Raw genomic sequence first — 26,114 nt, 5'->3', positions numbered from 1 at the left:
AATAACGGGAAATAGCTCCAGAAACTGAAACAAGTTCAGCATGAAGAAATTATTTAGTTAATGTTCAAAAGATTAGCGAATTAAACAATTCATAAATCTTTTAGAAAACAGTTAAATTCTAAAGTTATTACGTAAATTTGCAAAAAATTTTACGCCCGAGCCTAAAGGCGAACGGACGAAGTAATTACAAATATACTATAAATGAGTACTACAACTATGCCTTTTGTGGCTTTCAAAGTTAAAGACATTTCTCTAGCGGCTTGGGGAAGAAAAGAAATTGAACTAGCTGAAGCTGAAATGCCAGGTTTAATGGCCCTTCGTGCGGAATACAAAAACGAACAACCACTTGCTGGTGCTCGTATTGCAGGATGTTTGCACATGACAATCCAAACTGCGGTTTTGATTGAAACTTTAATTGCTCTTGGTGCTGAAGTGACTTGGAGTTCTTGTAACATTTTCTCTACTCAAGATCAGGCTGCTGCTGCGATTGCTGCTGCAGGAATTCAAGTTTATGCTTGGAAAGGTTTGAACGAAGAAGATTTTGACTGGTGTATTGAGCAAACTTTATTCTTTGGTGAAGACAGAAAACCATTGAACATGATTCTTGATGACGGTGGAGATTTGACCAATATGGTTATTGATCGTTACCCGGAATTAGTTTCTGGAATCAAAGGATTATCTGAAGAAACTACAACAGGAGTTCACAGATTGTACGAAAGAGTAAAAGCGGGAACATTGCCAATGCCTGCTATCAATGTAAATGACTCGGTTACTAAATCGAAATTTGATAACAAATACGGTTGTAAAGAATCAGCAGTTGATGCTGTTCGTCGTGCTACTGATATTATGCTTGCTGCAAAAAGAGTAATCGTTTGTGGTTACGGTGACGTAGGTAAAGGAACTGCAGCTTCTTTTAGAGGTGCTGGTTCTATTGTTACTGTTACTGAAATTGACCCAATTTGTGCTTTACAAGCTGCAATGGACGGTTTTGAAGTAAAAAAATTAGATACCGTTATCGCAACTGCTGATATTATCATTACTACTACTGGAAATAAAGATATCGTTTTAGGTTCTCATTTCGAAAAAATGAAAGACAAAACTATCGTTTGTAACATTGGGCATTTTGATAACGAAATTGATATGGCTTGGTTGAACGAAAACCACGGTGATTCAAAAATCGAAATCAAACCTCAAGTTGACAAATATACTATTGCCGGAAATGACATCATCATTTTGGCTGAAGGTCGTTTAGTAAACCTTGGTTGCGCTACAGGTCACCCAAGTTTTGTAATGAGTAACTCATTTACTAACCAAACTTTAGCTCAAATCGAATTATGGAAAAACAGCGCGGCATACAACAATGACGTGTACATGTTACCAAAACACCTTGACGAAAAAGTAGCAATGTTGCACTTAGCTAAATTAGGTGTTGAATTAGAAACGTTACGTGTTGATCAGGCTGATTATATTGGTGTTCCAGTTGAAGGTCCATTCAAACCAGAATATTACAGATACTAGTCTGAAATTAGATTTTTAGATTATTGGATTTTTAAAACCCTTGTATTCCCGATTTCGGAAGCAAGGGTTTTTGTTTTACCAAATAACATCTCTTATAGATTACAGAACTAGTCAACAAGCGCCAATGTTCTATTGGTCAATTCATTCTTATATTTCACTAAATCATCAATATGTTCTAGAATATATTCATTGTTTTCAATGCTGATTTTCATTTTACCATTATTGAATCCAAGTTTACAGATTACTTTTTTAGAACTATCATCAATACTTATATTGAAGAAACTTTTGAAATCTTTATATGAAATTCTTTCATTTGGAATTTTTTTATTTTGGATTAATAAAGTTCTAATTATGTGGTATGCTTGTATTTCAAGTTCTGTAGTAATAACGCCTTGTGAATTTGAATTAGATTCTTCAATTACTTTTTTATCGTACAAACATTTTAGTAAAGATGAATTAATTAGGTTTATCATTTTACCCTGAGTTTCTTCGTTAAACTTTGTTTTGAATAACATATTTCTGTGTATAATCTTCAGAAGGTCTTTTGATGGCGCTAGCAATTCTTTAAATAGGGAATCTTCAAAACTTTCAGCAAAAACAATTTCTTGGGCTGACTCAACGATTTCTTTTATTTTAATAAATCGTTTATCAAATTTTAATAATCCTTCAATATCATTTTCAGTATAACTACTTAAATTGAATAAAAAGAAAGGTTTATTATCAATGATATTTGGTTCAACAACATCAGAATAAAACCTGTATTCAACCCCATTTGTTAATATTGCAATCTTTGAATTCTTGGTGTTATTAAAATAGCCATTCAATTGTCCCGCTTCTTTGTCTGTTAACTTGCTATTTTGTTTTTTTGCTTCAATCAGAATAGTATCTTTTTTATTTAATACAATTGCATAATCAATTTTTTGACTTACCCTGTCACCGAAATCAGCATTATATTCTGGTATTAAATCAGTTGACACATAATTAAGCATAAAGAAAAATGGTTCAATTAAAAACTTTCTAGTTTGTGCTTCATTAGAACTTATTTCAATTGCTTCGGTTAATTTAAAATTATCGAGCATTTTTTTTAACTGACTAATAGCTTGTTTTGGTATTACAGTTGTTGTCATATAAATTTGGTTATTTAGTTTAATTAGCCAACTTCCATCAGTTGCTCTTTAGGGTAAGTTTTAATCAAATATAGGTTTTTATTTATATTTAAAATAAAACAAGTAAGAAATAAAATACAAGATTAAAAAAGAAAATTTGAGACTTCGGAATCGATGGAAAACAAAAAACCCGTCTCGTTTTTCAAACGAGACGGGTTTTTAAAATAATTGAGAAAATCAATTATGCTTCAACTTCGAATGGAAGGATAGAAACATAAGATTTGTTATCTCTTTTCTTTTGGAAGAAAACAACTCCATCTACTCTTGCGTGTAGTGTGTGATCTTTACTAATGTAAACGTTTGCACCTGGATTATGTTTTGAACCTCTTTGTCTTACGATGATGTTCCCAGCAATAGCAGCTTGACCACCAAATATCTTAACGCCTAAACGTTTTGATTCTGATTCTCTACCATTCTTAGAACTACCGACACCTTTCTTGTGAGCCATGACGTATTAGTTTTATATTTGTTAATAAATTAATTAAACAGCTTTACCACCGTTTAATTCATCTTGTAATTTTTTTAATTCATCCATTTTACCATCTGCAGCTAATTGTGCTTGTTGAGCCCAAGTAGTTGGATCTAAATGAGATAATTTAGATTCTGATGCTTCTAAAATTGCTTTTACCGCGTCAGCACTTGTTTTTGCTAATTTAGAAAAGGTAGTAATCCCAGCTTCAACTAACGCTTCTGCTGCTTTAGGACCAACTCCTTCAATTATTTTCAAATCATCAGCTTTTTTTGCTGCTTTTGGAGCTTTTGCTTCAGCTACTTTTTCAGCTTTTGGAGCTGCTTTTTTTGTACCTGATGCAGAAATACCTTCAATTACAATTTGAGTAAGATACTGTCTGTGACCGTTTCTTTTTTTGTATCCTTTTCTTCTTTTCTTTTTGAAAACGATAACTTTATCTCCTTTTAAGTGTTGTAACACTTTAGCTTCTACTGAAGCACCTTCTATAGCTGGGGCGCCTAAAGTGATAGTTCCGTTATCATCTAATAAAAGAACTTTGTCAAAAGAAACTTTTGAACCTTCTTCATTAGTCAAACGGTGAACATAAACCTTTAAGTCTTTGCTTACTTTGAACTGTTGCCCTGCTATCTCTACGATTGCATACATACTGAATTGTTTTAATAATTTTTAAGGTTGCAAATATACAATTAAATATTTAACCTGCAATTAGTAAAACAAAAAATATTTACTGCACCTAACACCCTGATTTATTATACTTTTGACGCAATTTGATAAAAAATTCAAATGAACAGTTGTTAAAGTTTTATTCCGTAGTATTTTTGGTGTAACAATACCCCTTTTTCAGTTACTTATAGAGAATACAAAATTATTAATCCAATATGAAAAAATCAATAATGGCCTTAAGTACAGCGCTCATGCTTGGTGGAGTAGCTTCGGCTCAAAAAGTAGTTTTCGAAGAATATAATTTAGACAATGGCATGCATGTCATTTTACATAACGATCCTTCTGCTCCTGTAGTTGTAACTTCTGTGATGTATCATGTGGGCTCCAAAGACGAGAAACCGGACCGAACTGGTTTTGCCCATTTCTTTGAACATTTATTATTTGAAGGAACTGAAAACATCAAACGCGGTGAATGGATGAAAATTGTAAGTTCAAACGGAGGAACGAACAATGCGAACACTTCGGATGACAGAACGTATTATTACGAAGTATTTCCTTCTAATAATTTAGAATTAGCACTTTGGATGGAATCCGAAAGATTGATGCATCCTGTAATAAACCAAATTGGTGTTGATACTCAAAATGAAGTTGTAAAAGAGGAGAAAAGAACCAGTTTTGACAATCGCCCTTACGGAAATATTCTTACAGTTGTAAAAGAAAACATGTTCAAGAAACATCCGTATCGATGGAACACCATTGGTTCAATGAAAGATTTGGATGCTGCAACCTTAGAAGAATTTCAGGCATTTAATAAAAAATTCTACATTCCAAATAACGCTGTTTTAGTTGTTGCCGGTGATTTCGAAAAAAATCAGGCCAAAGAATGGATTCAGAAATATTTTGGACCAATAAAAAAAGGAACCGCTGTAACGAAACAAACTTTTGTTGAAGAGCCAATCACTCAAACGATAAAAGCGACGTACCAGGACGCTAACATTCAGATTCCAATGTTAGTTGCTTCGTACAGAACACCATCAATGAAAACAAGAGATGCCAGAGTTTTGGATTTCATCTCTTCCTACTTAAGTGATGGAAAAAGTTCAAAATTGTACAAAAAAATCGTTGATGATAAAAAAATGGCATTGCAAATAGGTGCCGTTGGTTTTAGTCAGGAAGATTACGGAATGTATATTTTGTATGGTTTGCCAATGGGAACTAATACAGCTGCTGATGTATTAAAAGAAATTGACGAAGAAATTGTAAAAATTCAAACTGAATTAATTTCGGAGAAAGACTTCCAAAAATTACAAAATAAATTTGACAATAATTTTGTGAATGCCAATTCAAATGTAGAGGGAATTGCTGAAAATTTAGCAACCTATTATATGCTTTACGGCGATATCAATTTAATCAACACCGAGATAGAACTTTTACATTCTATTACTCGTGAGGAAATTAGAGACATAGCGAAAAAATATTTGAATCCAAACCAAAGATTGCTTTTGGATTATATTCCTTCTACAGAACAGGCTAAAAACTAAGACATTCTAAATCATGAAAAAAACAAATATATTATTATTCATTTTGTTGGTAACAGGAATTATGCAAGCACAAGATCGCACACAACCAAAACCTGGAGCTTCGCCAGTAGTAAACATCAAAAAACCACAAACTTTTGTTATGTCAAATGGTTTGAAGGTTATGATTGTTGAAAATCACAAGCTGCCAAAAGTCAGCTTCAGTCTTTCATTAGACAATGCCCCTTATGCCGAAGGCAATAAAAAAGGAGTTGATGACTTGACGAGCAGCATGATAGGAAACGGAAGTAAAAAATTAGCAAAAGATGCTTTCAATGAAGAGATTGATTTTCTGGGAGCTGATCTTAATTTTAATTCTCAAGGCGCTTATGCAAGTACTCTTTCTAAATATTCTAAACGAATTTTAGAATTGATGGCCGAAGGAGCTTTACATCCAAATTTCACTCAAGAAGAATTCGACAAAGAGAAAGCAAAATTACTGGAAGGACTTAAATCCCAGGAAAAAAGTGTCCCAGCAATTGCAAACAGAGTTGTTGACGCGCTTGCTTTTGGAAAGAACCACCCTTCTGGAGAATACATGACCGAAGAGACGATTAAAAACGTAACTCTTGCAGACATTCAAGCCAATTATACTAATTATTTTGTTCCCGAAAACGCTTATTTGGTAATTATTGGAGACATTAAATACAAAGAAGTAAAACCAATTGTAGAGAAACTATTTGGGTCATGGCAAAAAAGAAGCACACCAAAACTAACGTACGCAGCACCGGAAAATGTACCGTTCACTCAAATCAATTTTGTTGATGTTCCCAATGCAGTACAATCGGAGATTTCATTAGTGAATACAGTGAATTTAAAAATGAGTGATCCTGATTTCTTTCCTGCAGTAATTGCGACTTCTATTCTTGGTGGTGACTTCAACAGTTACCTTAATATGAATTTAAGAGAACAACACGCATGGACTTACGGTGCCAGTTCCGTAATAGGAAGCGGAAAATACGTGACTAAATTAAGATCGACTTCGGCGGTAAGAAACGTAGTTACAGATAGTGCAGTAGTTGAATTTATCAAAGAAATCAAAAAAATACGTACCGAAAAAGTAAGCGAAGAATTACTGAGTGACACTAAAGCCGGCTACATAGGAAGATTTGTTATGCAGGTAGAAAAACCGCAATCAATTGCACGATATGCCTTGAATATTGAGACGGAAGACCTTCCAAAAGATTTTTATGAAAACTACATCAAAACGATCAATGCGGTAACTGCTGATGATGTACTTCGTGCAGCCAACAAATATTTCCTTTTAGACAACAAACGAATCATTATTGCCGGAAAAGGATCGGAAGTAATTCCAGCTTTGGAAAAACTAAAAATTCCAATGTTTTATTTTGACAAATACGGTAATCCATTGGAAAAACCAGTTTTCAAAAAAGACATTCCTGCTGGCATAACTGCGAAAAGCGTTATTGATAATTACATCAAAGCTATTGGTGGTGAAAAAGCGGTTTCTGCTGTAAAAACGATTGTAATGAACGGAACAACTACTATTCCACAAGCACCTTCTCCTTTAAGTTTTACTTCTAAGATAGATGCAAAAGGAAAATTAATGGTTGAATTAGCGATGGGAACCATGAGCCTGATGAAACAAGTGGTAAATGAAAAAGGAGCTTACGTAATGCAACAAGGGCAACGCCAAAATATCGAAGGAACGATGCTTACTGACATGAAAGCTAGCGCAACTACTTTTGAAGAATTATTGCTTTCTAAAAAAGAAGGATTGGCTTTGGGCGGTATTGAAACAATCAACGGAAAAGAGGCTTATGCTGTAAAAAATGGAAAAACAACATTCTATTATGATGTGACTTCAGGATTAAAACTGGCTGAATCTAAAGTAATAGAACAAGGCGGTCAAACCATAACGCAAACTACAAATTATGGAGATTATAAGGATGTAAAAGGAGTTAAGATTCCTTTTAACATCATTCAAAATGTAGGATTTGAATTGGACATTAAAATGTCTGATGTAAAAATCAACGAAGGTGTTTCAGATGCTGATTTTCAATAATCAAAACTTGAATTAGTGAATAAAGGCTGTCTTTTTAGGCAGCCTTTATTGTTTTACAAAGTTTCCGAATCTATTTCTTAGCCGATAAATACACTCCGATTAAAATAATAAAAGCACCAAAAAACTGAACAGGAGTAAGCATTTCATTGTCTAATAATCCCCAACAAAAAGCAACAACAGGAATCAAATACGTTACTGATGTAGCAAAAACCGGTGAGGACATTTGGATAAGTTTAAAGAACAGAATATTTGCAATTCCAGTTCCTACAACTCCAAGAACCATGATAAACAAAACGGATTCCTGCACTTTTACATCATGTACCACTTCAAAGAAACCAGAGAAAAATAAGATGATGAATGCCGGAAAAAACAACACCATAAAATTACCGGTAGTAATACTCAACGGACTCAAATCATGCAAATATTTCTTAATCAGATTCACATTGACAGCATAACATATTGACGCTATTAAAACCAAAATAGCATAATAATAATTTTGTTCCGGATGATGAATAGCACCATTCAAAATCAACAAAGCACTTCCTATTAAACCAATTAGAATTCCAAAAATCTGATTTCTTTTGAATTGTAACCCAAAAACCAAAGCTCCTAAAATCAAAGTATTCAAAGGAGTCAGAGAATTCAAAATAGAACTCACGGAACTATCAATTTCCGTCTGTGCAATCGCAAACAGATACGCTGGTATAAATGTCCCAAACATGGAAGTCAAGGCAATATATTTCCATTTGTGCGCCGGAATTTTGGATAAACTTTTAAATCCTATCAGCACTAAAAAAACAGCTGCAAAAATGATTCGCAACGATCCCAATTGTAAAGCTGTTAAACCAATAAGCCCTTTTTTTATTAATATAAATGAACTTCCCCAAACCAAGGCAAGAACCATCAAGTACACCCATTTTAACTGCTTCGATTCCATAAAGATTATTTTGCCCCAAAATTGTAATTATTTTATGAATTACTCCTCCTTTTTTTAATTAATTTTGCAACTTAGAAACACGCTTTTAATCTTTAAAATTTACATCATAATGAATTTCAAAAAATCAATCGTAACACTACTACTTACAAGTGTTTTATTTGTAGGCTGTAAAGAAAAATCAACTGAAATAGTTTCGAAAGAAACTGCAACAACAGAAGCTCCAAAAGTTAAAAAAGAAATCGCAGCTGCCAATATTCAAACAGCGAGTTTTTCTGTAGAAGGAATGACTTGCGCTATAGGTTGTGCCAAAACGATTCAAGAAGATTTAACCGGACTGGATGGTGTTCAAAAAGCAACGGTAGATTTTGATACAAAATTAGCCACCGTAACTTTTGACAAAACGGTTCAAACTCCAGAAAAATTGACTAAAGTTGTCGAAGCCGCCGCTGACGGTAAAACATACAAAGTTTCGAATATGAAGTCATAAATTGACTTTTACATTTCACAAAAAAAGCATTCGTTACTGGCGAATGCTTTTTTTATACAATACTATTTCCATTTCAAGGTTTCCAGCAGTCGCTGCATGTCATTTTTGATATAACTTGCTGCTGGCATAATGGAATCATAATTAGGTTTTGCATAGAAATAAACAGAGCCTGTTACAAAATGTTTGGTACTGTCCGTAGCATAAAACTGGGAATTAGTTGCCGCATTTCCTTCTACCTGATAAAACATTCCATAGACCTTTTTGTCTGAATTCAAATACGGTTGTTCTAATATATCATCCGCTTTTATCACGTGTTTATAAGTCAATGTTTGTGCATCACGCAACAGTTCATTAATATTTTTCGCCACTGGCTTATAGGTAAGATAAATAGTCGCTTTCATTTTTGGATACGTAATCGTAAAACTACAATCGGCCTCTTTTTTAATAATGGCATCTGAATTCATTTCGAAAGCAAAAGGGCATTCGTTTTGAAAATTCACATATTTGGCTTCCGGATAATCCAATCGCAAATAGCTTGATGGTTTTGGTAAGACATCATCTTTACAACTAAAACTCAAGAATGAGACTGCAATTATTGCCGAAAAAGCGATTATTTTTTTTAACATTTTTACTTATTCAATTGTTACTTTTATTTGTTTCACCCTTTTTTGATCCACAGCTTCTACTGTAAACAGACAATTTTCGAATGAAATTTTTTGATTTTTTTTCGGAAAATTTCCCAAAATCTCAAGAATAAAACCAGCCAGCGTTTCAGCTTCTCCTTTTTTGATTTCGAATAATTCTTCATCGACATCAATTATTCTGTAAAAATCCTTGAGGTTTATTTTTCCTTCAAAAAGGTAATTTCTATCGTCAATTTGGGAGAAATTAATATTCTCATCGTCAAATTCATCGCTGATATCACCTACTATTTCTTCGATCACATCTTCAAGCGACACTAATCCTGACGTTCCACCATATTCATCGACTACAATTGCAAGATGGCTTTTCATACTCTGGAAATCTTTTAGCAAATTGTCCAGTTTTTTATTTTCAGGAACAAAGAAAGGTTCCCGTAACAATGATTTCCAGTCAAATTCATTAGTATTAATGTGCGGAAGTAAATCTTTGACATACAAAACGCCTTCTATCTGGTCTATATTGTCTCGATACACGGGAATTCTGGAATATCCTTTTTCTATGATTTTAGGACAAATAACAGCAAAAGATTCGTCTATTTCTAAAGCGAAAATATCGATTCGGGGACTCATCACTTGTCTTGTATCGGTATTTCCAAAACTTACTATTCCTTCCAATATTTTTTGCTCTTCGGTAGAAGTTTCATCCGAAGCGGTTAATTCTAAGGCTTGAGACAATTGATCGACAGAGAAATTTGTTTTTTGCTTTCCTAATTTATTGTGCAAATAAATCGTGGCTGCGCGCATGGGCAAACTTATTGGCGAAAGCAATTTGTCCAAAAAAGCAATTGGATAGACAATCAGTTTAGCAAATTTTGTATTGTTTCTGCTGGCATATACTTTTGGCAAGACCTGACCGAATAATAAAATTAAAAAGGCTGCGGTCACTACTTCCAGAATAAATTTTAAAAGTGGTGCTGTTACTCCGGAAAAAATTGTTTTTCCAACAAACGAAAACAATAACACTATGGAAATATTGATGAAATTATTAGCAACAAGAAGTGTCGCTACCAGTTTTTTTGGTTTTTCTAAAAGTTCCGAAATAATTTTGCCTTTGGAGTTATTTTCTTGTACCGTTTCATCGATGTCTTTTTGTGACAACGAAAACAAGGCTACTTCAGCGCCTGAGATTAATGCTGAACAAAACAGCAAAATGGCAATTCCTGTAAAGCCAAATACTACATTAGCATCAATAGCGTAAGAAAAAAACAAACTGGGCTCTGGGTCCAAACTAGTTAAGATTAATTAAACAATCAAAATGGCAAGTCATTAATAGGCAAGACATTATTTTCCGAGTCAAAATTAGTGTTTTTCGAGACATCAGCTACAGGAATTTGTTTGTTGTTTTCACTGTCTTTTTTTGTGGAAAGAAAAGTGAATTCGGTTACCTGAATTTCGGTGGTGTGTTTTGTACTTCCATCCTCTGATTGCCATTGACGGGACTTTATGCGTCCTTCCACATATATTTTATCTCCTTTAGAAAGGTATTTTTCACAAAGTTCAGCCGCTTTATTGCGTACTACCAAATTATGCCACTCAGTAGAAGTGATTTTTTCATTGGTGGTTTTGTTGATATACACTTCGTTTGTTGCCAACTGAAATCTTCCGATACAATTGCCTCCGTCGAAATAATGCATTTTGACATCATCGCCAAGAAAACCGATAAGCATAACTTTATTTAATGTTCCGTTCATTGTAGGATTTGGTATTTCTATCAAAGATACATTTTTTTGGAAATAGTTTAAAAAAATCATTTTCTAATTATATTATGAAAAATATAAAAAATAGGAATTTTCATATTTTTTTTATATTTGTAAGGCTTTACACTGTAAAACAATTTTATAACCATTAAAACTATTATTATGAAAAAAACATTATTTTTAGCAGCTATTATTTTAGTAACGCTAAGCTCTTTTGCAACAAAAGAAAACACAGTAAATAAATTTGAAGAAGAAATAAAATTAGTTAGATGGAACTACCAATGTAATGATGGAACTGGTCATACAGGATCATTCCTTGCATCATCAACAACTTCGCAGGAAGACGCACTAGTTATAGCAACAAAAATTTGTTCAGATAGAAAAACTGAAGGTTTAGAACCTTAATGAATTTTAAAACGAAGATATAAAGCCTTCATAAATTTTTAAAACAGTATAAAGCATTTTTTAATATTAAATAATTCAAAATGAAAATAAAGATTCTTTTTTCTCTGCTTTTTTTTACCACTATTGTTTTTTCACAAAACAAAGGATTAGTATATTATGGTTACATAGAAGCCTTACTTGATGGCAATGCAAAAGGGGCTGATAGCAATGCTTATCTTGTTTTCAATAAAGAACAGTCTTATTATGTCACGGCCAAAGATAGTTTAGAAAAAACGGCTAAAATTAACTCAATGACTGTTTACAAAAAAAATTACGAAGGAAAAAGGGAATATACGGGTAAACGAAGTGCCCAAGGAGATCAGGTAGTCTATAATATAAAAGCAAATACCATGTGGTCGAATTTATATTTTGACAAACAAATTTACGTTAAGGATGAAGCCACTAAACTAAATTGGAAACTAAGTACAGAGTCAAAAAAAATTGGTAATTTTTTATGCAAAAAAGCAACTACTTTTTTTAGAGGTCGTAACTATACCGCGTGGTATACCTCTAAGATTGCAATACCTTTTGGACCATGGAAATTGCATGGATTACCTGGACTAATTTTAGAAGCCTACGACACGGAAAAAAATGTTTATTGGTATTTCAAGAGCGCTGAATACCCATCAAATACTAAAGAAAATGTAAACTCCATCAGGAAAGCAAAAGGAGGAAAACCCATACAATTTGTAAATCAGACAGCCTTCAATAAATTTCGTTTAGACAGACAGGAAGAAGCCATTGATGTAAATAGAATGAATCAAAAAAACTTTAAAGGAGTAATTTTTATTGATCCAAAATTATCCGAATTATTTGTAGAATTTGAATAAATGAAAAAAATAATTTTACTGTTCCTTATTTTACCAATTTACTGTTTTTCTCAACAAATAAAAATAAACGGGACTATTTTAGACAACAACAACAGAGGCCTTGAAAATGCTTCTATTGTTGTTTTTGATACGTCTGAAAATATTTTAGGTTTTAAATACAGCGATGAAAAAGGAATCGTTAATTTAAGCCTTGAAAAAGGGACATTAGAATCCATTAGGATTGAAATTACAAATTTAGGCTTTGTAAAAAAAGAACTAAAATTTGATTTGAAAACAGATAAATCATTTACGTTTACTATTTCTATGCAGGAAGACGTAGAAACATTAAAAGAAGTCATCATTCAATCAGATCAGAAAATCCGAATAAATCAGGATACTACATTCATAAAAGTAGATAAATTTTTAAATAAGACAGAACAAACCTTGGAAGATGTTCTGAAAAAATTACCTGGAATAAAAGTGGAAGTTGATGGTAGTATTAAAGCTCATGGTAAAGCAATAGACAAATTACTTATTGATGGCGATGACCTTTTTGATAAAAATTACAAAATATTATCAAAAAACCTGGATGCAAAAGTTCTAGATGAAGTACAAATTTTAGACAATTTCGAAGAAAATCCAATTTTGAAAAACCTATCAAATTCCGACAAAGTAGCCTTAAACATTAAGTTTAAAAAAGGGTATTCAAATATCTGGTTTGGAAACACTTCTTTAGGTCTTGGAACCAAGAATAGATCCAAACAAAGTCTAAACTTAGGACTGTTGAGAAAAAAAATAAAATTTTTTTATTTTGGTGATTACAACAATATTGGCGAAAAATCAACAAACTTAATTACTGGTAATCAAGAGTCTATAGATTTTTCTGATTTCAACGGGAGAATAGAAAAAAAGACAAAAATGCTATTTAAAATCAATAGCAACGAAAACACACAATTTAACACCACTCAAAGTTTATTTAACAAAGCACTTTTAAACTCAATAAGCGTAAGTTCAAAAATAACTGATAAAATTAAACTTAGAGCTGTTGGGTATTATTTAAACGACAAACAAAATCAAAATTCCAGTGCTTTAACGGAATACAATATTGACCCAAATCCGATTATTTTTTCTGAAAGCAATACCTACAGAAATACTAAAACATTAGCGTCGACAGAACTAGAATTAAAGCTTTTAGCAACTAAAAAAAGCTATTTCACAAATTATTTTTCTTATCAAAATAACCCTGAAAAAGTGTTTGATGATTTAGTATTTAATCAGAACATAATCAATCAAGATTTAAAAAATAAAAATGAATCTTTTTATAATCATCTTCAAAACACATATTCAATAGCCGAAAATAAAATATTAACCAATTATTTTTATTTTGGAAATAATAAAATAAACCAGAATGCAACTATAAAATCTGATTTATTGAACAATTACCTTGACAACGATTTAAATCAAAACGTGTTACAAGAAGTAAATAACAAACTCACTTATTTTGGATACAAAACGACTTTGATTATAAAGAAAAACCATTTAGAGAGTAACTCTACTTTAACCTTGGAAAGCAATAAAGAGAGGCTTAAAAGCATTTTAAAGAATCCCGAAAATTTTGAATTCTTGAATAATAATACGATTTTCAGTCAAAAAATTATCAGCTTAAACCAAAATGTAAAATATTTTATCAGCAAACAAATTCAATTTTCATCAAATATTAATATTTCAAAAAACAGCATTAATGACCAAGATTTCTTTTTATTAAATCCTAGTTTAAAACTTGAATTTTCACTAAAAAGAATAGGTCGATTAGGATTTAGCTTTGATTATAACTCTAAATTACCTGAGAATAATATATTGTCCCCAAACAATCAACTTAATTCATACAGAAGCTTTTTAAAAGGCGAACAAGAAATTCAAAAAATGTACGGAAAAGTTTTTTCAGTAAACTATTCATTGTTCAATACTCCAAAAAGATATTCTATAGAAGCTTCATTACTCTATTTTAATACAACGTTAGACTATAACATAGAAAGCACCATTGACCAAAATTTCACTCAATCCAATTACTTCATAGCAAGAGGAGGCGAGAACACAATGAGCAACTTTGGTTTAACAAATTACTTTAGAAAGTTAAAATTGGCAACAAAAATCGAATCAAATCAAAATTGGTCAAACAATCCAATAAAAATCAATTCTAATACGACGGAGATCATAAAAAACTATTATAGTAGCTATAAAATATCAGGGACTACATTTTTTAAAAAATTTATTAATTTCGATTTTGGATATAATTATAATTTTTTCCAATCCAATTACAAATCAAATATTTCAAAAAACAAAACTTCTGATTATTTTGTAAACATTAATCATACATTTAAAGGAATTTGGATAGCAGAATTAAAATACAATTTTTATAATTTAGATTCAAAAGACTATACTTTTATAAATGCATCATTATCATACCTTCCTAGAGAAAGTCATTTTTCATATTCCATAATATTGAATAATCTAGCCAATGAAAATACATATTCAACACAGTCAATTAGCTCCTATTCCTATTTCAAAACTACAATAGATTTAGTGCCTCGATATTTTTTATTCACAACAAAATACCGTTTTTAAAATCGATTATTTTCAATAAAATTATGAATCACAATTGGGAAAGGAAAAGTTCTCAAAGTTTCCCCATCAATTCCGTTTTCAATTGTCCCTTTTACAGATACTTTCCAAAACTTGATATGTAAATGTTGGTGTGACAATTTATGAATGATACTTTTTTCGTTGTATTCTAACATGCTTATAATTTCGTATTGGTTGCCAAAATCCTTTTGAACCATAGCAACAACACTATCAAAATCTTCTGTCGCATCGGTTTCTATCAAAGGGAATTCATATAAGTTGTGCCAAATTCCTTTGTCCGTTCGTTTCTGGATAATTGTATTTCCCGTTTCGTCTTCAAGAACCAAATAATTAAAATATCGGTTCCTAACTTTTAGTTTTTTGGACTTTACAGGCAACTGATCGACTTTGTTTTTTTGCAAAGCGGCGCAACTTTCGTTAAAAACACAAATGCCGCAATTTGGACTTTTAGGAACACATTGCAACGCACCAAACTCCATAATCGCTTGATTGAACGTTGCCGGATTATCTTTTGGCATGAGTTCGAAAGCCAAAGCAGCGAATTTTTTTTTGGCGGAAGCCTGAGCAATATCCGTATCCATGTCGAAATAACGGGACAAAACCCGGAACACGTTCCCATCAACCACCGGAACGACTTCATTATAGGAGAAAGAAGCAATCGCCGCTGCTGTATATTCTCCTACTCCTTTTAATTTCAATAAGTCATTATAAGTTCCTGGGAAAACTCCCGATAAATCAAAAGCGATATGCTGTGCTGTTTTATGTAAGTTTCGAGCTCTGGAATAATATCCTAATCCCTGCCAAAGTTTCAAAACTTGTTCTTCATTGGCTTTCGCCAAATCAAAAACGGTAGGAAAAGCGGTTGTAAAAGATAAAAAATAAGGCATTCCTTGTGCAACACGCGTCTGTTGTAACATGATTTCAGAGAGCCAAATAGGGTATGGATTAGTGGTATTCCTCCATGGCAAATCGCGTTTATTTTGTAAATACCATTGTATTAGCAAGTTAGAAAAAATCATGTTTTAATTATTTGTTAGCAAAAGTAAAAGTTTATGTGATTAAAATTTAATGAATTAGCTTGAATAATTGTTTTTTAAATTCCTATATTTGCAAACTCAAAAAAATAGTACAACATTATAAATAGGAAAGAAAATGACGAAAGCAGATATCGTAGCAAAAATTTCAGAAAAATTAGGTCTTGAAAAAGGAGATGTACAGGCAACTGTAGAGACTTTTATGAATGAAGTAAAAAATTCATTAGAAACTGGAGACAATGTTTATTTAAGAGGTTTTGGAAGTTTTATAGTGAAGACTAGAGCTGAGAAAACAGGAAGAAATATTTCTAAGAATACAACAATAAAAATTCCTGCACACAACATTCCTGCATTTAAACCTGCAAAAGTATTTGTAGAAGGAGTGAAAACAAATAACGAAGCAAAATAACAATATTAATTAATCATAAAATCTACAAGATATGCCAAGTGGTAAAAAAAGAAAGAGACATAAGGTAGCAACGCACAAACGCAAGAAAAGAGCGAGAGCTAACCGTCACAAAAAGAAAAAGTAGTTTTAAACTACTTTTTTCTTTTTAAACGTTCATTGAAATTGAGAATTAGTAATCAGTATCCTGTTTTTAGTATTCAGTTAACTGCGTACTTACCACTGCAAACTGCCAGCTAATTTTCCCCGGGTTCAATACCTGTTAAAATATTGTTTAATCCATTTGTTCGCCTTGGCGAATAGATAAAAAATTTACAGTGTGAATAAAGAATTAATCATTAGATCTAGTTCTGAAGCCGTAGATTTTGCCTTATTAAAAGATGGAAAACTAATTGAATTACACAAAGAAGAAGAAAAAAGCAACTTCCAGGTTGGTGATATTTTTATTGCCAAAATCAGGAAACCAGTTGCCGGATTGAACGCTGCTTTTGTAAATGTAGGCTTCGAAAAAGATGCCTTTTTACATTATCACGATTTAGGTCCTAACTTATCTTCCCAACTGAAATTCATAAAACTTGTAAGCACAGGTAAATTAAAAGATTTCTCCCTAAAAACCTTTCAGTTTGAAAAAGAAATAGATAAAGATGGTACTATCACTGATATATTAAGTGCCAATCAATCTGTTTTAGTACAAGTCGTCAAAGAACCTATATCTACAAAAGGACCAAGAATTAGCGCTGAGCTTTCTCTAGCCGGAAGATTTATAGTTTTGGTTCCGTTTTCTGACCGCGTTTCTATTTCACAAAAAATAGAAGACAAAAAAGAAAAAGAACGCTTGAAACGATTAGTACAATCCATCAAACCAAAAGGATTTGGTGTTATTGTTCGCACAGTAGCCGAAGGCAAAAATACAGCCGAATTAGAAAAAGATTTGCAGAACCTGCTCAGCAGATGGACTGCAATGTGTAAAAAATTACCAACTGCTCATCATCCGTCCAAAGTATTAGGAGAACTCAACAGAGCCTCTTCGATATTAAGAGATGTATTTAATGATACCTTCAGCGGTATTCAAATTGATGATGAAGAGTTGTACAACCAAACAAAGGATTATTTGCAAGAAATTGCACCTTCAAAACAATCAATTGTTAAGTTTTATCAATCAAAAGACACACCTATTTTTGAGAAATACAACATAGAGAGACAAATCAAAACTTCTTTTGGAAAAACAGTATCCATGAGTAAAGGAGCTTATCTTATTATCGAACATACTGAAGCTTTGCACGTTATAGACGTAAACAGCGGAAACCGTTCTAATAAAGCTACCAACCAGGAAGATACCGCCATGGAAGTCAATATGATTGCAGCAGCCGAAATCGCAAGACAATTACGTCTTCGTGATATGGGCGGAATCATCGTAGTTGATTTTATCGATATGTCAAATCCTGAAAATCGTAAAGTTTTGTTCGATTTCTTGAAAGAAGAAATGAGCGACGATAAAGCGAAACATAAGATCTTACCTCCGAGCAAATTTGGATTAGTTCAAATTACAAGACAAAGAGTAAGACCAGAAGTAAATATTAAAACTAGAGAAGAAGATCCAAACAATGAAAGTGGCGAAATTGAAGCGCCAATTCAAATCATTGATAAAATCGCTTTTGATCTGGAAAGAGTATTAAAAAACCACAAAGATGTTGTGCTTAATGTACACCCTTTTGTGGCCGCATACCTTACCAAAGGTTTTCCATCATTACGTTCAAAATGGTTTCTTGAACATAAAAAATGGGTGAAAATTATACCTCGTGATGCTTACACGTATTTAGAATATCATTTCTACGACAAAAAAGAAAATGCTGTCATAGAATAAATTAAAACCGCCTTTCGTGAGATTGGCGGTTTTTTTATGTCTTTTTATTACTGATAAAACCGTAGATTTAAACAGCTTGCAGTTTCAAGGCACTTCTCTTTATTTGAAGAAATATAAAAGTAATTAGAACTCCTACTATAGACATGCCAACACCAACTAAGTTGGGAGACGCATAACTAAATCCAAACACCAAAGGCAATCCGCCAAGAAAAGCTCCTAAAGCATTTCCTATATTAAATGCAGCTTGTATCGCAGCCGAAGCAATCATTTCTGCACCTACAGCCGTCTGAATCATAAGCACCTGTATTGGAGCCACAACCGCAAAAGAAATACAACCCGTAGAAAAAACTAATGCCAGAGTCATATACTGGTTTGAAGAAAAGAAATACACTAATAATAAATCCAAGGCCATTATAAAAAGCAACATCACAATTGTTTTTGCAGGAGAAAATCTATCTGCTAATTTTCCTCCGATAAAATTTCCAAAAACCATTCCTAAACCAGCTAGGATTAGGATATAAGGCACATCTCCGGCTGAAAATCTAGAAATATCTGTGAGTAACGGGGCAATATAACTAATCCAGCAAAATAACCCCCCAAAACCAAAAGCAGTAATTGAAATGATTAGCCAGGCTTCTGTTTTTTTGAAAAACTGCAACTGACTTTTAATTGTTTCTTTGGCGCCAGCTTTTAGATTTGGCATCCAAAAATAAAGAGAAACAAAAGTTAAAAATCCAACAATTGCAATTATTATAAACGTATAACGCCACGTATAATGATGTCCAATATAGGTTCCTATTGGCACTCCCGCAAGGTTTGCAATTGTCAATCCCGAAAACATGATAGAGATAGCTTGTGCTTCTTTTCCTTTGTCAGCCAGACTGCTGGCAACAACAGCTCCAACTCCAAAAAAGGCTCCGTGAGGCAATCCGGAAAGCAATCTTGTAGCGAATAAAAATTCATAATTGGGTGCAATAATCGAAAGCGCATTGAAAAAGGCCAGCATAGCTGCTAAAATCAAAAGTATTTTTTTAGGAGGGTAATTTCTCGCAATGATGACCAATAAGGGCGCGCCAATTACAACTCCTAAAGCATAGGCAGAAATTAAATGTCCGGCTACCTGTATTGAAATCTTTAAATCTGATGCAATGTCGGGCAATAAACCCATCATCACAAATTCAGTTATTCCTATAGTTAAACCGCCCAATGAGAGCGCGATGAGACTTTTCTTCATTTTGTTTTATAAAAATATTAATATGAGTGTTTTGAAATCGATTGTTTTTTCATCGGACAAATTTATTTATAACAAATTCAAACAAGTTGTATATTTGCAATATAAAATTGTAATTATACGCTATGCCTAAATTAAATCAATTTGAAACATTAGTTATTGATGAATTCGAAGAAGACAAATTTCACCTTCCCACTCACAGTCATACGTATTATGAAATCATCTACATAGTAAAAGGAAACGGGATTCATCACCTGAACAATAATTTATTATCCTATAAAACGGGAGATTTATTTGTGATTTCACCTGACGATGAGCACTATTTTGACATTAAAAAAAGTACGCGTTTTGTCTTTATAAAATTTACCGACAATTATTTTAATTCCAATAAAAAGCTATCCTGTGATGAATTTCTGTTGAACACACCGGAAAATTTTATGAGGGATAAATCACTAAAAGAAAATGTCTTAAAACTAGATGAACCTTGCAAGACCATTTTAAAAAATACGATAGAAAACATTACTGCTTACAATAGCAAAACAAATGTTTCTACATCGCCAATTATTTTTTACCAAGTTTTGTCAATTTTCGGATTAATAAAGGAAACCATGCGCTGCATGAATATGCAAATTACAGGAACTGGTATTGATAACGAGCAAATCATATCTTATATTCATCAAAACATTTATAATCCAAAACTGGTTCAAATAAAATCAATTTCGACGCATTTTAATATAGCCACTACCTACTTTGGCACGTATTTTAAACGAAGTTTTTCAATAACTTATAGAGATTATACTAACAACCTGCGAACCAAATTAATCGAAAAAAGATTTTTCAACAACCAAGTGCCCATCAAACAAATTGCCTATGAATTTGGCTTTACAGATGAAAGTCATCTGTCTAATTATTTTAAAAAACAAAAAAACATGAAGCCCAGCGATTTTAAAAAGCTGTAGTTTTTTCTAATTTAGGATTGTTTTTTTACTTCCTCCTTTCGGCAAAAAATCGCTTCATCAACTGCGAAGCCTCATTTGCCAGAATTCCAGAAACAACAGTAGTTTTAGGATGTAATTGTGTTCCCATTTTTACAAAACCCCGATTTTCATCGCTGGCACCAAAAACAATTTTAGAAATCTGACTCCAATACAAAGCGCCGGCACACATCTGGCAAGGTTCCAGTGTGACATAAAGCGTGCACCCAATTAAATATTTACCTCCAAGAAAATTAGCTGCTGCAGTAATAGCCTGCATTTCGGCATGAGCCGTAACATCAACCAGCATTTCAGTAAGATTATGACCTCTGGCAATCACTTTATTATCAATTACAACAATAGCACCAACAGGAATCTCGCCCTTTTCAAAAGCCATTTCGGCTTCCTGCAAAGCTTTTTTCATAAAATATTCGTCGGTGAAAGGATTTATCATAGCTACAAAAATAAGAATTCAATTCGTACATTTGCTTTATGTCAGATAATTTACTTTCAAACATCAATAACCCAACCGATTTAAGACTGCTTGATGAAGCTCAACTTCCTCAAGTGGCGCAGGAATTACGTGATTTCATTATCGATATTGTGGCTGTAAAGGAAGGACATCTTGGCGCCAGTCTTGGCGTTATAGAATTGACCATTGCCTTGCATTATGTGTTTGACACGCCCAATGATTTATTGATTTGGGATGTAGGTCATCAAGCCTACGGACATAAAATACTGACAGGAAGAAGAGAAAGTTTTCATACTAACAGACAATTGGGCGGTATTTCCGGTTTCCCAAAAAGAAGTGAGAGTATTTACGATGCTTTTGGCGTAGGCCACTCCTCTACTTCCATTTCGGCAGCTTTAGGAATGGCAATTGCTTCTAATTTGAAAGGCGATTTCAATAAACAACACATTGCGGTGATTGGAGATGCTTCTATCGCATCAGGAATGGCTTTTGAAGGATTAAATCACGCCGGAGTTACCGATGCTAATTTATTGGTTATTCTTAATGATAATGCTATTGGAATTGACCCAAGTGTAGGTGCTTTGAAACAATACCTCACTGCCGTAAAAGCAGGGAAAAATCCGAGGCAAAACAACATGATTAAATCTTTGAATTTTAATTATTCAGGTCCAATAGACGGTCATGATATTTTTGCTGTTATCAAAGAATTGAAACGTTTACAAAAAACCAAAGGACCAAAATTCCTTCATATCATTACCACCAAAGGAAAAGGACTGCAACAAGCCGAAGAAAATCAGGTAAAATATCATGCCCCCGGAAAATTTGACGCTGCAACAGGAGAAATTCACATCAAATCCGAAGAAAATCTACCTCCAAAATATCAGGATGTTTTTGGCTTGACCGTATTGGATTTAGCCATAAAAAATGAAAAAATTATAGGAATTACACCTGCAATGCCATCTGGAAGCTCGTTGAAATTTATGATGGAGGCTTTTCCAAAACGTGCTTTTGATGTAGGAATCGCCGAGCAACACGCTGTGACTTTAGCAGCCGGAATGGCAACTCAAGGAATGGTCGTTTTTTGTAACATTTACTCCACTTTTTTACAAAGAGGATACGATCAGGTGATTCACGATGTGGCTTTACAAAATCTGCCAGTGATTTTTTGTTTGGATAGAGCCGGTTTAGTGGGAGAAGACGGCGCAACGCATCACGGTGTTTTCGATTTGGCTTATTTACGTTGCATTCCTAATATGATTGTTTATGCGCCTCGCAACGAAATAGCATTACAAAATATTTTATACACCGCACAATTGGGATTAGATCATCCTATCGCTATCCGTTATCCAAGAGGACGCGGTGTTATTGCCGATTGGCAGACGCAACATCTTGGAACGTACAAAAAAATAGAAATTGGAAAAAGTGCTTGTATAAAAAAAGGTTCAAAAGTAGCCGTTTTATCCAATGGAACTATTGGCAATAATGTCACTTTGGCTATAGCCAAAATAAAGCATCCAGAAACCATTGCTCATTACGACTTTCCATTTGTTAAACCATTAGACGAAAATGCATTACACACCATTTTTACAGAATTCGCAACAATCATTACTATAGAAGATGGTGCCGTAAAAGGAGGTTTTGGAAGTGCAATTCTCGAGTTCGTCTCAGAGCATAATTATACCTCAAAAATAACGACTCTTGGCATTCCAGATGCGTTTATTGAACATGGAACTGTAGCTGAATTACAACAATATTGCAAAATTGACGTTAAAAGTCTTGAAATACTTTTTTCGAGTTATTAAAATAATTATTTTGCAACCTTAAACACAACTAGTCCAAAATGAAATTATTAACCTACACACTCCTTGTACTTACCTTTACAATCTCATTTAATAGTTTCTCCCAAGAAATAAGAATCACACCGTTATCTGACACACTTAGGCCTATAACGACGCTTTCTACAGCAAACAAACCGTTGAAAGTAGCATTTAAAATACAAACTCTGACGTATTATCTTCCATTATCCCATTGGAGTAAAAAAAACAGTTTAGGTTTTGACATCTCTGAAGTAGCCTTTGTCAACTGGAGTGCAGGGGGAACAAGTTCGATTTCAGGATTGTTTAAAGGAAAATTCCATAGAGTTTACGCCAGGAGCAATTACAACTGGTCGAATGAACTAATAGTTAAATACGGTTTGAATAAACAAGACGGAATCGACATACGAAAAACAGAAGATGCGATACAATTAAACTCCACATTTGGCTATAGAAAAGACACTCTTTCTAACTGGTATCATTCGGCTAAATTCAATTTTAACACGCAATTCACGAATGGTTATGCGTATCCAAATACTGAAAAAGCTATCTCAAAACCTTTTGCTCCAGCTTATATTTTTATGGGTGTAGGTGCTGAAAATATTGATAAGGATAAAAAAAGAACATTTTATATCTCGCCATTTACATTTAAAACAACCTTAGTTTTAGATCAAAGATTGGCAGATCAAGGTGCTTTTGGTGTTGCCAAGGCTACCTATGACCTGGAAGGAAATCTACTCACCGAAGGAGAAAGATCAAAAATGGAACTTGGTTTTTTAATAACCAATAAATACAAAAAAGAAATCTTCAAAAATATCAATCTGGAAAATCGTCTAAGCTTATATTCTGATTATGTAAATCGTTTTGGAAACATAGATGTAGATTGTGACTTTCTAGTAGAACTAGTGGTGAATCAATATGTAAAAGCCAATATTGGAGCACATGTTATCTATGACGATGACATCAAATCTAAAAGAGAAATTGCTGGAATACAAGTAACTGAAGGTCCAAAAACTCAGGTCCGCCAAGCGATTGGTGTTGGGATTGAATATATTTTTTAAAAATTAATTCTTCTTTCTACCATTAATAGTTTCAAATAATTCGAGCGCATTCCCATCTGTCAAAAGCGACACATAATGGCAAATATGGAGTAATCTACCATATAGATTCTCTTTTTCTAAATGGTGTTTCTCAGGCAACATTTTCATGATTAAGGAATCATAGTTGGACGCATTTCCGTTGAATTTATTATTGAAAGCCGTTATGAATTTATCTAACAAGGTTTGTATAATTTGGTACCCGACAATTTCTTTCTCGATGACTTCACGGCTTTGGTAAATGTTTTTAACGCTGATTTTAATGATATCATCCATCTGCGCTTTATACTTACTTTTATCCATGATGGCAAACGGGAATTTACCATCCATAATTAATGCTTCATTTTCGATAAAAACTTTCACAGCATCATTAATTAAACTACCAATTGCCAAAGCACGCAAATAACTGATTCTATCTTCTTTGGTTTCTAAAGTCTTGTATTTAGAGGTGTCAATACTGTCTTTTACCAATTTTATCAAATATTCTAAAGCAAAATCTTCAGAAACTAATCCTAAATTAATACCGTCTTCAAAATCAATAATGGTGTAACAAATATCATCCGCAGCTTCGACTAAATATGCCAAAGGATGTCTTTCGAAACCTATATTATCTCCGGATTTATTTGGAATCAAACCCATATCAGAAGCCACATCTTGAAAAAAAGCTTTTTCGGTTTGAAAGAAACCGTATTTTTTATCGGCTATGTCTTTAGTTGGTTTTTTAGGCAAGCTTTCTTTTGGATACTTCATAAAAGCACCAAGAGTCGCATAGGAAATTCGAAGTCCGCCTTCAATTCCGGGGCGACTAGCCGTCAGTACTGAAAACCCATTGGCATTCCCTTCAAAATCAATTAAATCCTGCCATTCTTTTGCGGTAAGCTGATCTTTGTATTGCTGTCCTTTTCCAATCGAAAAATATTCTCCAATAGCTTTTTCACCAGAATGTCCAAAAGGTGGATTTCCAATATCATGTGCCAAGGATGCCGCGGCAACAATAGCCCCAAAATCATTCATATGATATCCGTGAACTTCTTTTAAGTGTGGATATTTTTCGATGATTTTTTTACCGACTAATCGTCCTAAAGAACGCCCTACAACCGAAACTTCTAAACTGTGTGTCAATCTGGTATGTACAAAATCAGTTTTTGATAAAGGAATAACCTGTGTTTTATCCTGTAAACTTCTAAAAGCGGAGGAGAAGATAATACGGTCATAGTCAACTTCAAAACCCAAACGGGTATCGTCTTGTTCTACACGCAATCTTTTGCCTTTGTCGCCTTGTCGTCTTAGTGATAAAAGTTGTTCCCAGTTCATGATTTTATTTTTGGTATTTACAAGGAGCGAATATAAAGAAAAGGATGTGTTTAAAAACAAAAAAGCAGCCTAAAATGACTGCAATTTTTATCTTTTCTACTTTCTTACTCCCCAGAAAACAATTTCTTTTTTTCTACAAATTCATGCTTTTTCACCACATACGTAACGGACAATGTATCATGCCATCCTTTCTCAGTCATTAAAAAAGAAAAAGGCTCTAAAGGAATTAATCTGGAGACTGTTCGTATAATAATGCTTTTCATATTGGGTTTTGAACCGTCGTTTTTTACAACTAGTGTTTTTGTAAAATATTTAGCGAAGGTTCTGGAGAAATACATTTCGGTAATTGAGTAATAAAAAAACAGGATAACAAGTCCAAAAAAGAAGCTTTCAATTAGGCTTAATGATGTAACCCAATTCGACGCAGCATAACTATGAGTCAAATCTCCTATTATAATGATGGTGGTGCCAATGGTGATTTCAATGATATAAATAATCAATACATCGATAATGAAATTAAGGAAACGTTGGCTTTTGGAAGCTAATAAATCATCTGTAACAGTAAATTTTTTATTTTCCATAGTAGTTCGTATAAAAAATGATTACTTATAATGATAACTATCTCAAATATAGTGAATTATTTACAAATTTCAGAAGTAATTTCCTGATATTTTAGCCACTAATTACAGTGGAAATCCTTTTTATTTTTAAATAAAAAATAAAAATATTGTAACGAAAGCGGGACACGAGCGAAGCGAACTGACGAAG

Annotated in this window: 24 protein-coding genes; 12 read left to right on the top strand and 12 right to left on the bottom strand. The window is 33.2% G+C overall.

Translation table 11 applies throughout. From position 1 onward, the window contains the following. The first annotated feature begins 201 nt into the window (after window positions 1-201). A complete protein-coding gene (ahcY, locus tag Q1W72_RS10290; protein WP_099714254.1) occupies window positions 202-1,518 on the top strand; it encodes an adenosylhomocysteinase in 1,317 nt (438 codons plus the stop codon). 107 nt (window positions 1,519-1,625) lie between these two features. Here the strand turns inward: ahcY and Q1W72_RS10285 are convergent, their stop codons facing one another. The 3 genes from Q1W72_RS10285 to rplU form a co-directional block, all read right to left on the bottom strand. Continuing rightward, the gene (locus Q1W72_RS10285) at window positions 1,626-2,645 is read right to left on the bottom strand and encodes a type I restriction enzyme HsdR N-terminal domain-containing protein (RefSeq protein ID WP_099714253.1); all 1,020 of its coding nucleotides are present in this window, start codon (window positions 2,643-2,645) and stop codon (window positions 1,626-1,628) included. A gap of 220 nt (window positions 2,646-2,865) precedes the next feature. Continuing rightward, entirely contained in the window at window positions 2,866-3,132 is a 267-nt protein-coding gene (rpmA, locus tag Q1W72_RS10280; protein ID WP_086453627.1) for a 50S ribosomal protein L27, read from the bottom strand. A 33-nt stretch (window positions 3,133-3,165) separates the two neighbouring features. Beyond that, window positions 3,166-3,801: a 50S ribosomal protein L21 gene (gene rplU / locus Q1W72_RS10275; protein ID WP_302135098.1), complete on the bottom strand. Its 636-nt coding sequence runs from the start codon at window positions 3,799-3,801 to the stop codon at window positions 3,166-3,168. Between the two features lie 233 nt (window positions 3,802-4,034). On the opposite strand from rplU, the gene Q1W72_RS10270 reads away from it, so the two are divergent. Together Q1W72_RS10270 and Q1W72_RS10265 are read left to right on the top strand one after the other, a co-directional pair. Then, window positions 4,035-5,360, top strand: a complete 1,326-nt coding sequence (locus tag Q1W72_RS10270) for a pitrilysin family protein (protein WP_302135097.1) — start codon at window positions 4,035-4,037, stop codon at window positions 5,358-5,360. 13 nt (window positions 5,361-5,373) lie between these two features. Continuing rightward, on the top strand, window positions 5,374-7,422 hold the full coding sequence (locus Q1W72_RS10265; protein WP_302135096.1) for a pitrilysin family protein: 2,049 nt from the start codon (window positions 5,374-5,376) through the stop codon (window positions 7,420-7,422). A 70-nt stretch (window positions 7,423-7,492) separates the two neighbouring features. Here Q1W72_RS10265 and Q1W72_RS10260 read toward each other — a convergent pair whose 3' ends face one another. Further along, window positions 7,493-8,359 (bottom strand): DMT family transporter, encoded by an 867-nt coding sequence (locus Q1W72_RS10260; RefSeq protein WP_302135094.1) that lies wholly within the window; start codon window positions 8,357-8,359, stop codon window positions 7,493-7,495. Window positions 8,360-8,468: 109 nt separating this feature from the next. On the opposite strand from Q1W72_RS10260, the gene Q1W72_RS10255 reads away from it, so the two are divergent. Continuing rightward, a complete protein-coding gene (locus Q1W72_RS10255; RefSeq protein WP_302135093.1) occupies window positions 8,469-8,846 on the top strand; it encodes a heavy-metal-associated domain-containing protein in 378 nt (125 codons plus the stop codon). A 62-nt stretch (window positions 8,847-8,908) separates the two neighbouring features. Here the strand turns inward: Q1W72_RS10255 and gldD are convergent, their stop codons facing one another. The 3 genes from gldD to Q1W72_RS10240 are packed head-to-tail and all read right to left on the bottom strand — an operon-like array spanning window position 8,909 to window position 11,238. Continuing rightward, entirely contained in the window at window positions 8,909-9,472 is a 564-nt protein-coding gene (gene gldD, locus Q1W72_RS10250; protein ID WP_302135091.1) for a gliding motility lipoprotein GldD, read from the bottom strand. Window positions 9,473-9,478: 6 nt separating this feature from the next. Beyond that, complete coding sequence (locus Q1W72_RS10245) at window positions 9,479-10,774, bottom strand: gliding motility-associated protein GldE (protein WP_121342915.1); 1,296 nt, start codon at window positions 10,772-10,774, stop codon at window positions 9,479-9,481. Window positions 10,775-10,797: 23 nt separating this feature from the next. Beyond that, a complete protein-coding gene (locus Q1W72_RS10240) occupies window positions 10,798-11,238 on the bottom strand; it encodes a single-stranded DNA-binding protein (protein WP_099714247.1) in 441 nt (146 codons plus the stop codon). Between the two features lie 168 nt (window positions 11,239-11,406). Between Q1W72_RS10240 and Q1W72_RS10235 the strand changes: the two genes are divergently transcribed. The 3 genes from Q1W72_RS10235 (at window position 11,407) to Q1W72_RS10225 (ending at window position 15,122) form a co-directional block, all read left to right on the top strand. Next, window positions 11,407-11,649 (top strand): hypothetical protein, encoded by a 243-nt coding sequence (locus Q1W72_RS10235; RefSeq protein WP_121342916.1) that lies wholly within the window; start codon window positions 11,407-11,409, stop codon window positions 11,647-11,649. A gap of 80 nt (window positions 11,650-11,729) precedes the next feature. After that, complete coding sequence (locus Q1W72_RS10230) at window positions 11,730-12,518, top strand: GLPGLI family protein (RefSeq protein ID WP_099714246.1); 789 nt, start codon at window positions 11,730-11,732, stop codon at window positions 12,516-12,518. After that, a complete protein-coding gene (locus Q1W72_RS10225) occupies window positions 12,519-15,122 on the top strand; it encodes a hypothetical protein (RefSeq protein WP_099714245.1) in 2,604 nt (867 codons plus the stop codon). It begins immediately after the preceding gene. Here the strand turns inward: Q1W72_RS10225 and mutY are convergent. Further along, window positions 15,119-16,159 (bottom strand): A/G-specific adenine glycosylase, encoded by a 1,041-nt coding sequence (gene mutY, locus Q1W72_RS10220; protein ID WP_302135086.1) that lies wholly within the window; start codon window positions 16,157-16,159, stop codon window positions 15,119-15,121. The genes Q1W72_RS10225 and mutY overlap by 4 nt on opposite strands. 133 nt (window positions 16,160-16,292) lie before the next feature. On the opposite strand from mutY, the gene Q1W72_RS10215 reads away from it, so the two are divergent. Further along, window positions 16,293-16,583 carry an HU family DNA-binding protein gene (locus tag Q1W72_RS10215; RefSeq protein ID WP_066080765.1) on the top strand — a complete coding sequence of 97 codons (291 nt, stop codon included), beginning with the start codon at window positions 16,293-16,295 and terminating at the stop codon, window positions 16,581-16,583. Between the two features lie 316 nt (window positions 16,584-16,899). Further along, window positions 16,900-18,444 carry a ribonuclease E/G gene (locus tag Q1W72_RS10210; protein WP_282710914.1) on the top strand — a complete coding sequence of 515 codons (1,545 nt, stop codon included), beginning with the start codon at window positions 16,900-16,902 and terminating at the stop codon, window positions 18,442-18,444. Window positions 18,445-18,511: 67 nt separating this feature from the next. Here the strand turns inward: Q1W72_RS10210 and Q1W72_RS10205 are convergent, their stop codons facing one another. Continuing rightward, window positions 18,512-19,678 carry an MFS transporter gene (locus Q1W72_RS10205; RefSeq protein ID WP_302135083.1) on the bottom strand — a complete coding sequence of 389 codons (1,167 nt, stop codon included), beginning with the start codon at window positions 19,676-19,678 and terminating at the stop codon, window positions 18,512-18,514. A 122-nt stretch (window positions 19,679-19,800) separates the two neighbouring features. Between Q1W72_RS10205 and Q1W72_RS10200 the strand changes: the two genes are divergently transcribed. Further along, the gene (locus tag Q1W72_RS10200; protein ID WP_302135082.1) at window positions 19,801-20,634 is read left to right on the top strand and encodes an AraC family transcriptional regulator; all 834 of its coding nucleotides are present in this window, start codon (window positions 19,801-19,803) and stop codon (window positions 20,632-20,634) included. 25 nt (window positions 20,635-20,659) lie between these two features. Here the strand turns inward: Q1W72_RS10200 and Q1W72_RS10195 are convergent, their stop codons facing one another. Next, window positions 20,660-21,103 carry a nucleoside deaminase gene (locus Q1W72_RS10195; protein ID WP_302135080.1) on the bottom strand — a complete coding sequence of 148 codons (444 nt, stop codon included), beginning with the start codon at window positions 21,101-21,103 and terminating at the stop codon, window positions 20,660-20,662. Between the two features lie 38 nt (window positions 21,104-21,141). On the opposite strand from Q1W72_RS10195, the gene Q1W72_RS10190 reads away from it, so the two are divergent. Further along, the gene (locus Q1W72_RS10190; RefSeq protein WP_302135079.1) at window positions 21,142-22,923 is read left to right on the top strand and encodes a 1-deoxy-D-xylulose-5-phosphate synthase; all 1,782 of its coding nucleotides are present in this window, start codon (window positions 21,142-21,144) and stop codon (window positions 22,921-22,923) included. Between the two features lie 38 nt (window positions 22,924-22,961). After that, entirely contained in the window at window positions 22,962-23,996 is a 1,035-nt protein-coding gene (locus tag Q1W72_RS10185) for a DUF3078 domain-containing protein (RefSeq protein ID WP_099714238.1), read from the top strand. A 3-nt stretch (window positions 23,997-23,999) separates the two neighbouring features. Here Q1W72_RS10185 and Q1W72_RS10180 read toward each other — a convergent pair whose 3' ends face one another. Both Q1W72_RS10180 and Q1W72_RS10175 read right to left on the bottom strand, forming a co-directional pair. Beyond that, on the bottom strand, window positions 24,000-25,346 hold the full coding sequence (locus tag Q1W72_RS10180) for a deoxyguanosinetriphosphate triphosphohydrolase (protein WP_099714237.1): 1,347 nt from the start codon (window positions 25,344-25,346) through the stop codon (window positions 24,000-24,002). A gap of 104 nt (window positions 25,347-25,450) precedes the next feature. Next, window positions 25,451-25,927 carry an RDD family protein gene (locus tag Q1W72_RS10175; protein WP_099714236.1) on the bottom strand — a complete coding sequence of 159 codons (477 nt, stop codon included), beginning with the start codon at window positions 25,925-25,927 and terminating at the stop codon, window positions 25,451-25,453. Window positions 25,928-26,114: the final 187 nt, after the last annotated feature.

The organism is Flavobacterium sp. ZE23DGlu08, assembly GCF_030505335.1.
Lineage (GTDB): Bacteria > Bacteroidota > Bacteroidia > Flavobacteriales > Flavobacteriaceae > Flavobacterium > Flavobacterium algoritolerans.
The sequence above is the reverse complement of the archived record's forward strand: the minus strand, read 5'-3'. Positions and strand labels throughout refer to the sequence as shown.

What these genes read in the sequence shown, in the direction of transcription:
- ahcY (WP_099714254.1), top strand. Translation starts at nt 202, where the DNA reads ATGAGTACTACAACTATGCCTTTTGTGGCTTTCAAAGTTAAAGACATT.
- Q1W72_RS10285 (WP_099714253.1), bottom strand. Translation starts at nt 2,645, where the DNA reads ATGACAACAACTGTAATACCAAAACAAGCTATTAGTCAGTTAAAAAAA.
- rpmA (WP_086453627.1), bottom strand. Translation starts at nt 3,132, where the DNA reads ATGGCTCACAAGAAAGGTGTCGGTAGTTCTAAGAATGGTAGAGAATCA.
- rplU (WP_302135098.1), bottom strand. Translation starts at nt 3,801, where the DNA reads ATGTATGCAATCGTAGAGATAGCAGGGCAACAGTTCAAAGTAAGCAAA.
- Q1W72_RS10270 (WP_302135097.1), top strand. Translation starts at nt 4,035, where the DNA reads ATGAAAAAATCAATAATGGCCTTAAGTACAGCGCTCATGCTTGGTGGA.
- Q1W72_RS10265 (WP_302135096.1), top strand. Translation starts at nt 5,374, where the DNA reads ATGAAAAAAACAAATATATTATTATTCATTTTGTTGGTAACAGGAATT.
- Q1W72_RS10260 (WP_302135094.1), bottom strand. Translation starts at nt 8,359, where the DNA reads ATGGAATCGAAGCAGTTAAAATGGGTGTACTTGATGGTTCTTGCCTTG.
- Q1W72_RS10255 (WP_302135093.1), top strand. Translation starts at nt 8,469, where the DNA reads ATGAATTTCAAAAAATCAATCGTAACACTACTACTTACAAGTGTTTTA.
- gldD (WP_302135091.1), bottom strand. Translation starts at nt 9,472, where the DNA reads ATGTTAAAAAAAATAATCGCTTTTTCGGCAATAATTGCAGTCTCATTC.
- Q1W72_RS10240 (WP_099714247.1), bottom strand. Translation starts at nt 11,238, where the DNA reads ATGAACGGAACATTAAATAAAGTTATGCTTATCGGTTTTCTTGGCGAT.
- Q1W72_RS10235 (WP_121342916.1), top strand. Translation starts at nt 11,407, where the DNA reads ATGAAAAAAACATTATTTTTAGCAGCTATTATTTTAGTAACGCTAAGC.
- Q1W72_RS10230 (WP_099714246.1), top strand. Translation starts at nt 11,730, where the DNA reads ATGAAAATAAAGATTCTTTTTTCTCTGCTTTTTTTTACCACTATTGTT.
- Q1W72_RS10225 (WP_099714245.1), top strand. Translation starts at nt 12,519, where the DNA reads ATGAAAAAAATAATTTTACTGTTCCTTATTTTACCAATTTACTGTTTT.
- mutY (WP_302135086.1), bottom strand. Translation starts at nt 16,159, where the DNA reads ATGATTTTTTCTAACTTGCTAATACAATGGTATTTACAAAATAAACGC.
- Q1W72_RS10215 (WP_066080765.1), top strand. Translation starts at nt 16,293, where the DNA reads ATGACGAAAGCAGATATCGTAGCAAAAATTTCAGAAAAATTAGGTCTT.
- Q1W72_RS10205 (WP_302135083.1), bottom strand. Translation starts at nt 19,678, where the DNA reads ATGAAGAAAAGTCTCATCGCGCTCTCATTGGGCGGTTTAACTATAGGA.
- Q1W72_RS10200 (WP_302135082.1), top strand. Translation starts at nt 19,801, where the DNA reads ATGCCTAAATTAAATCAATTTGAAACATTAGTTATTGATGAATTCGAA.
- Q1W72_RS10195 (WP_302135080.1), bottom strand. Translation starts at nt 21,103, where the DNA reads ATGATAAATCCTTTCACCGACGAATATTTTATGAAAAAAGCTTTGCAG.
- Q1W72_RS10190 (WP_302135079.1), top strand. Translation starts at nt 21,142, where the DNA reads ATGTCAGATAATTTACTTTCAAACATCAATAACCCAACCGATTTAAGA.
- Q1W72_RS10185 (WP_099714238.1), top strand. Translation starts at nt 22,962, where the DNA reads ATGAAATTATTAACCTACACACTCCTTGTACTTACCTTTACAATCTCA.
- Q1W72_RS10180 (WP_099714237.1), bottom strand. Translation starts at nt 25,346, where the DNA reads ATGAACTGGGAACAACTTTTATCACTAAGACGACAAGGCGACAAAGGC.
- Q1W72_RS10175 (WP_099714236.1), bottom strand. Translation starts at nt 25,927, where the DNA reads ATGGAAAATAAAAAATTTACTGTTACAGATGATTTATTAGCTTCCAAA.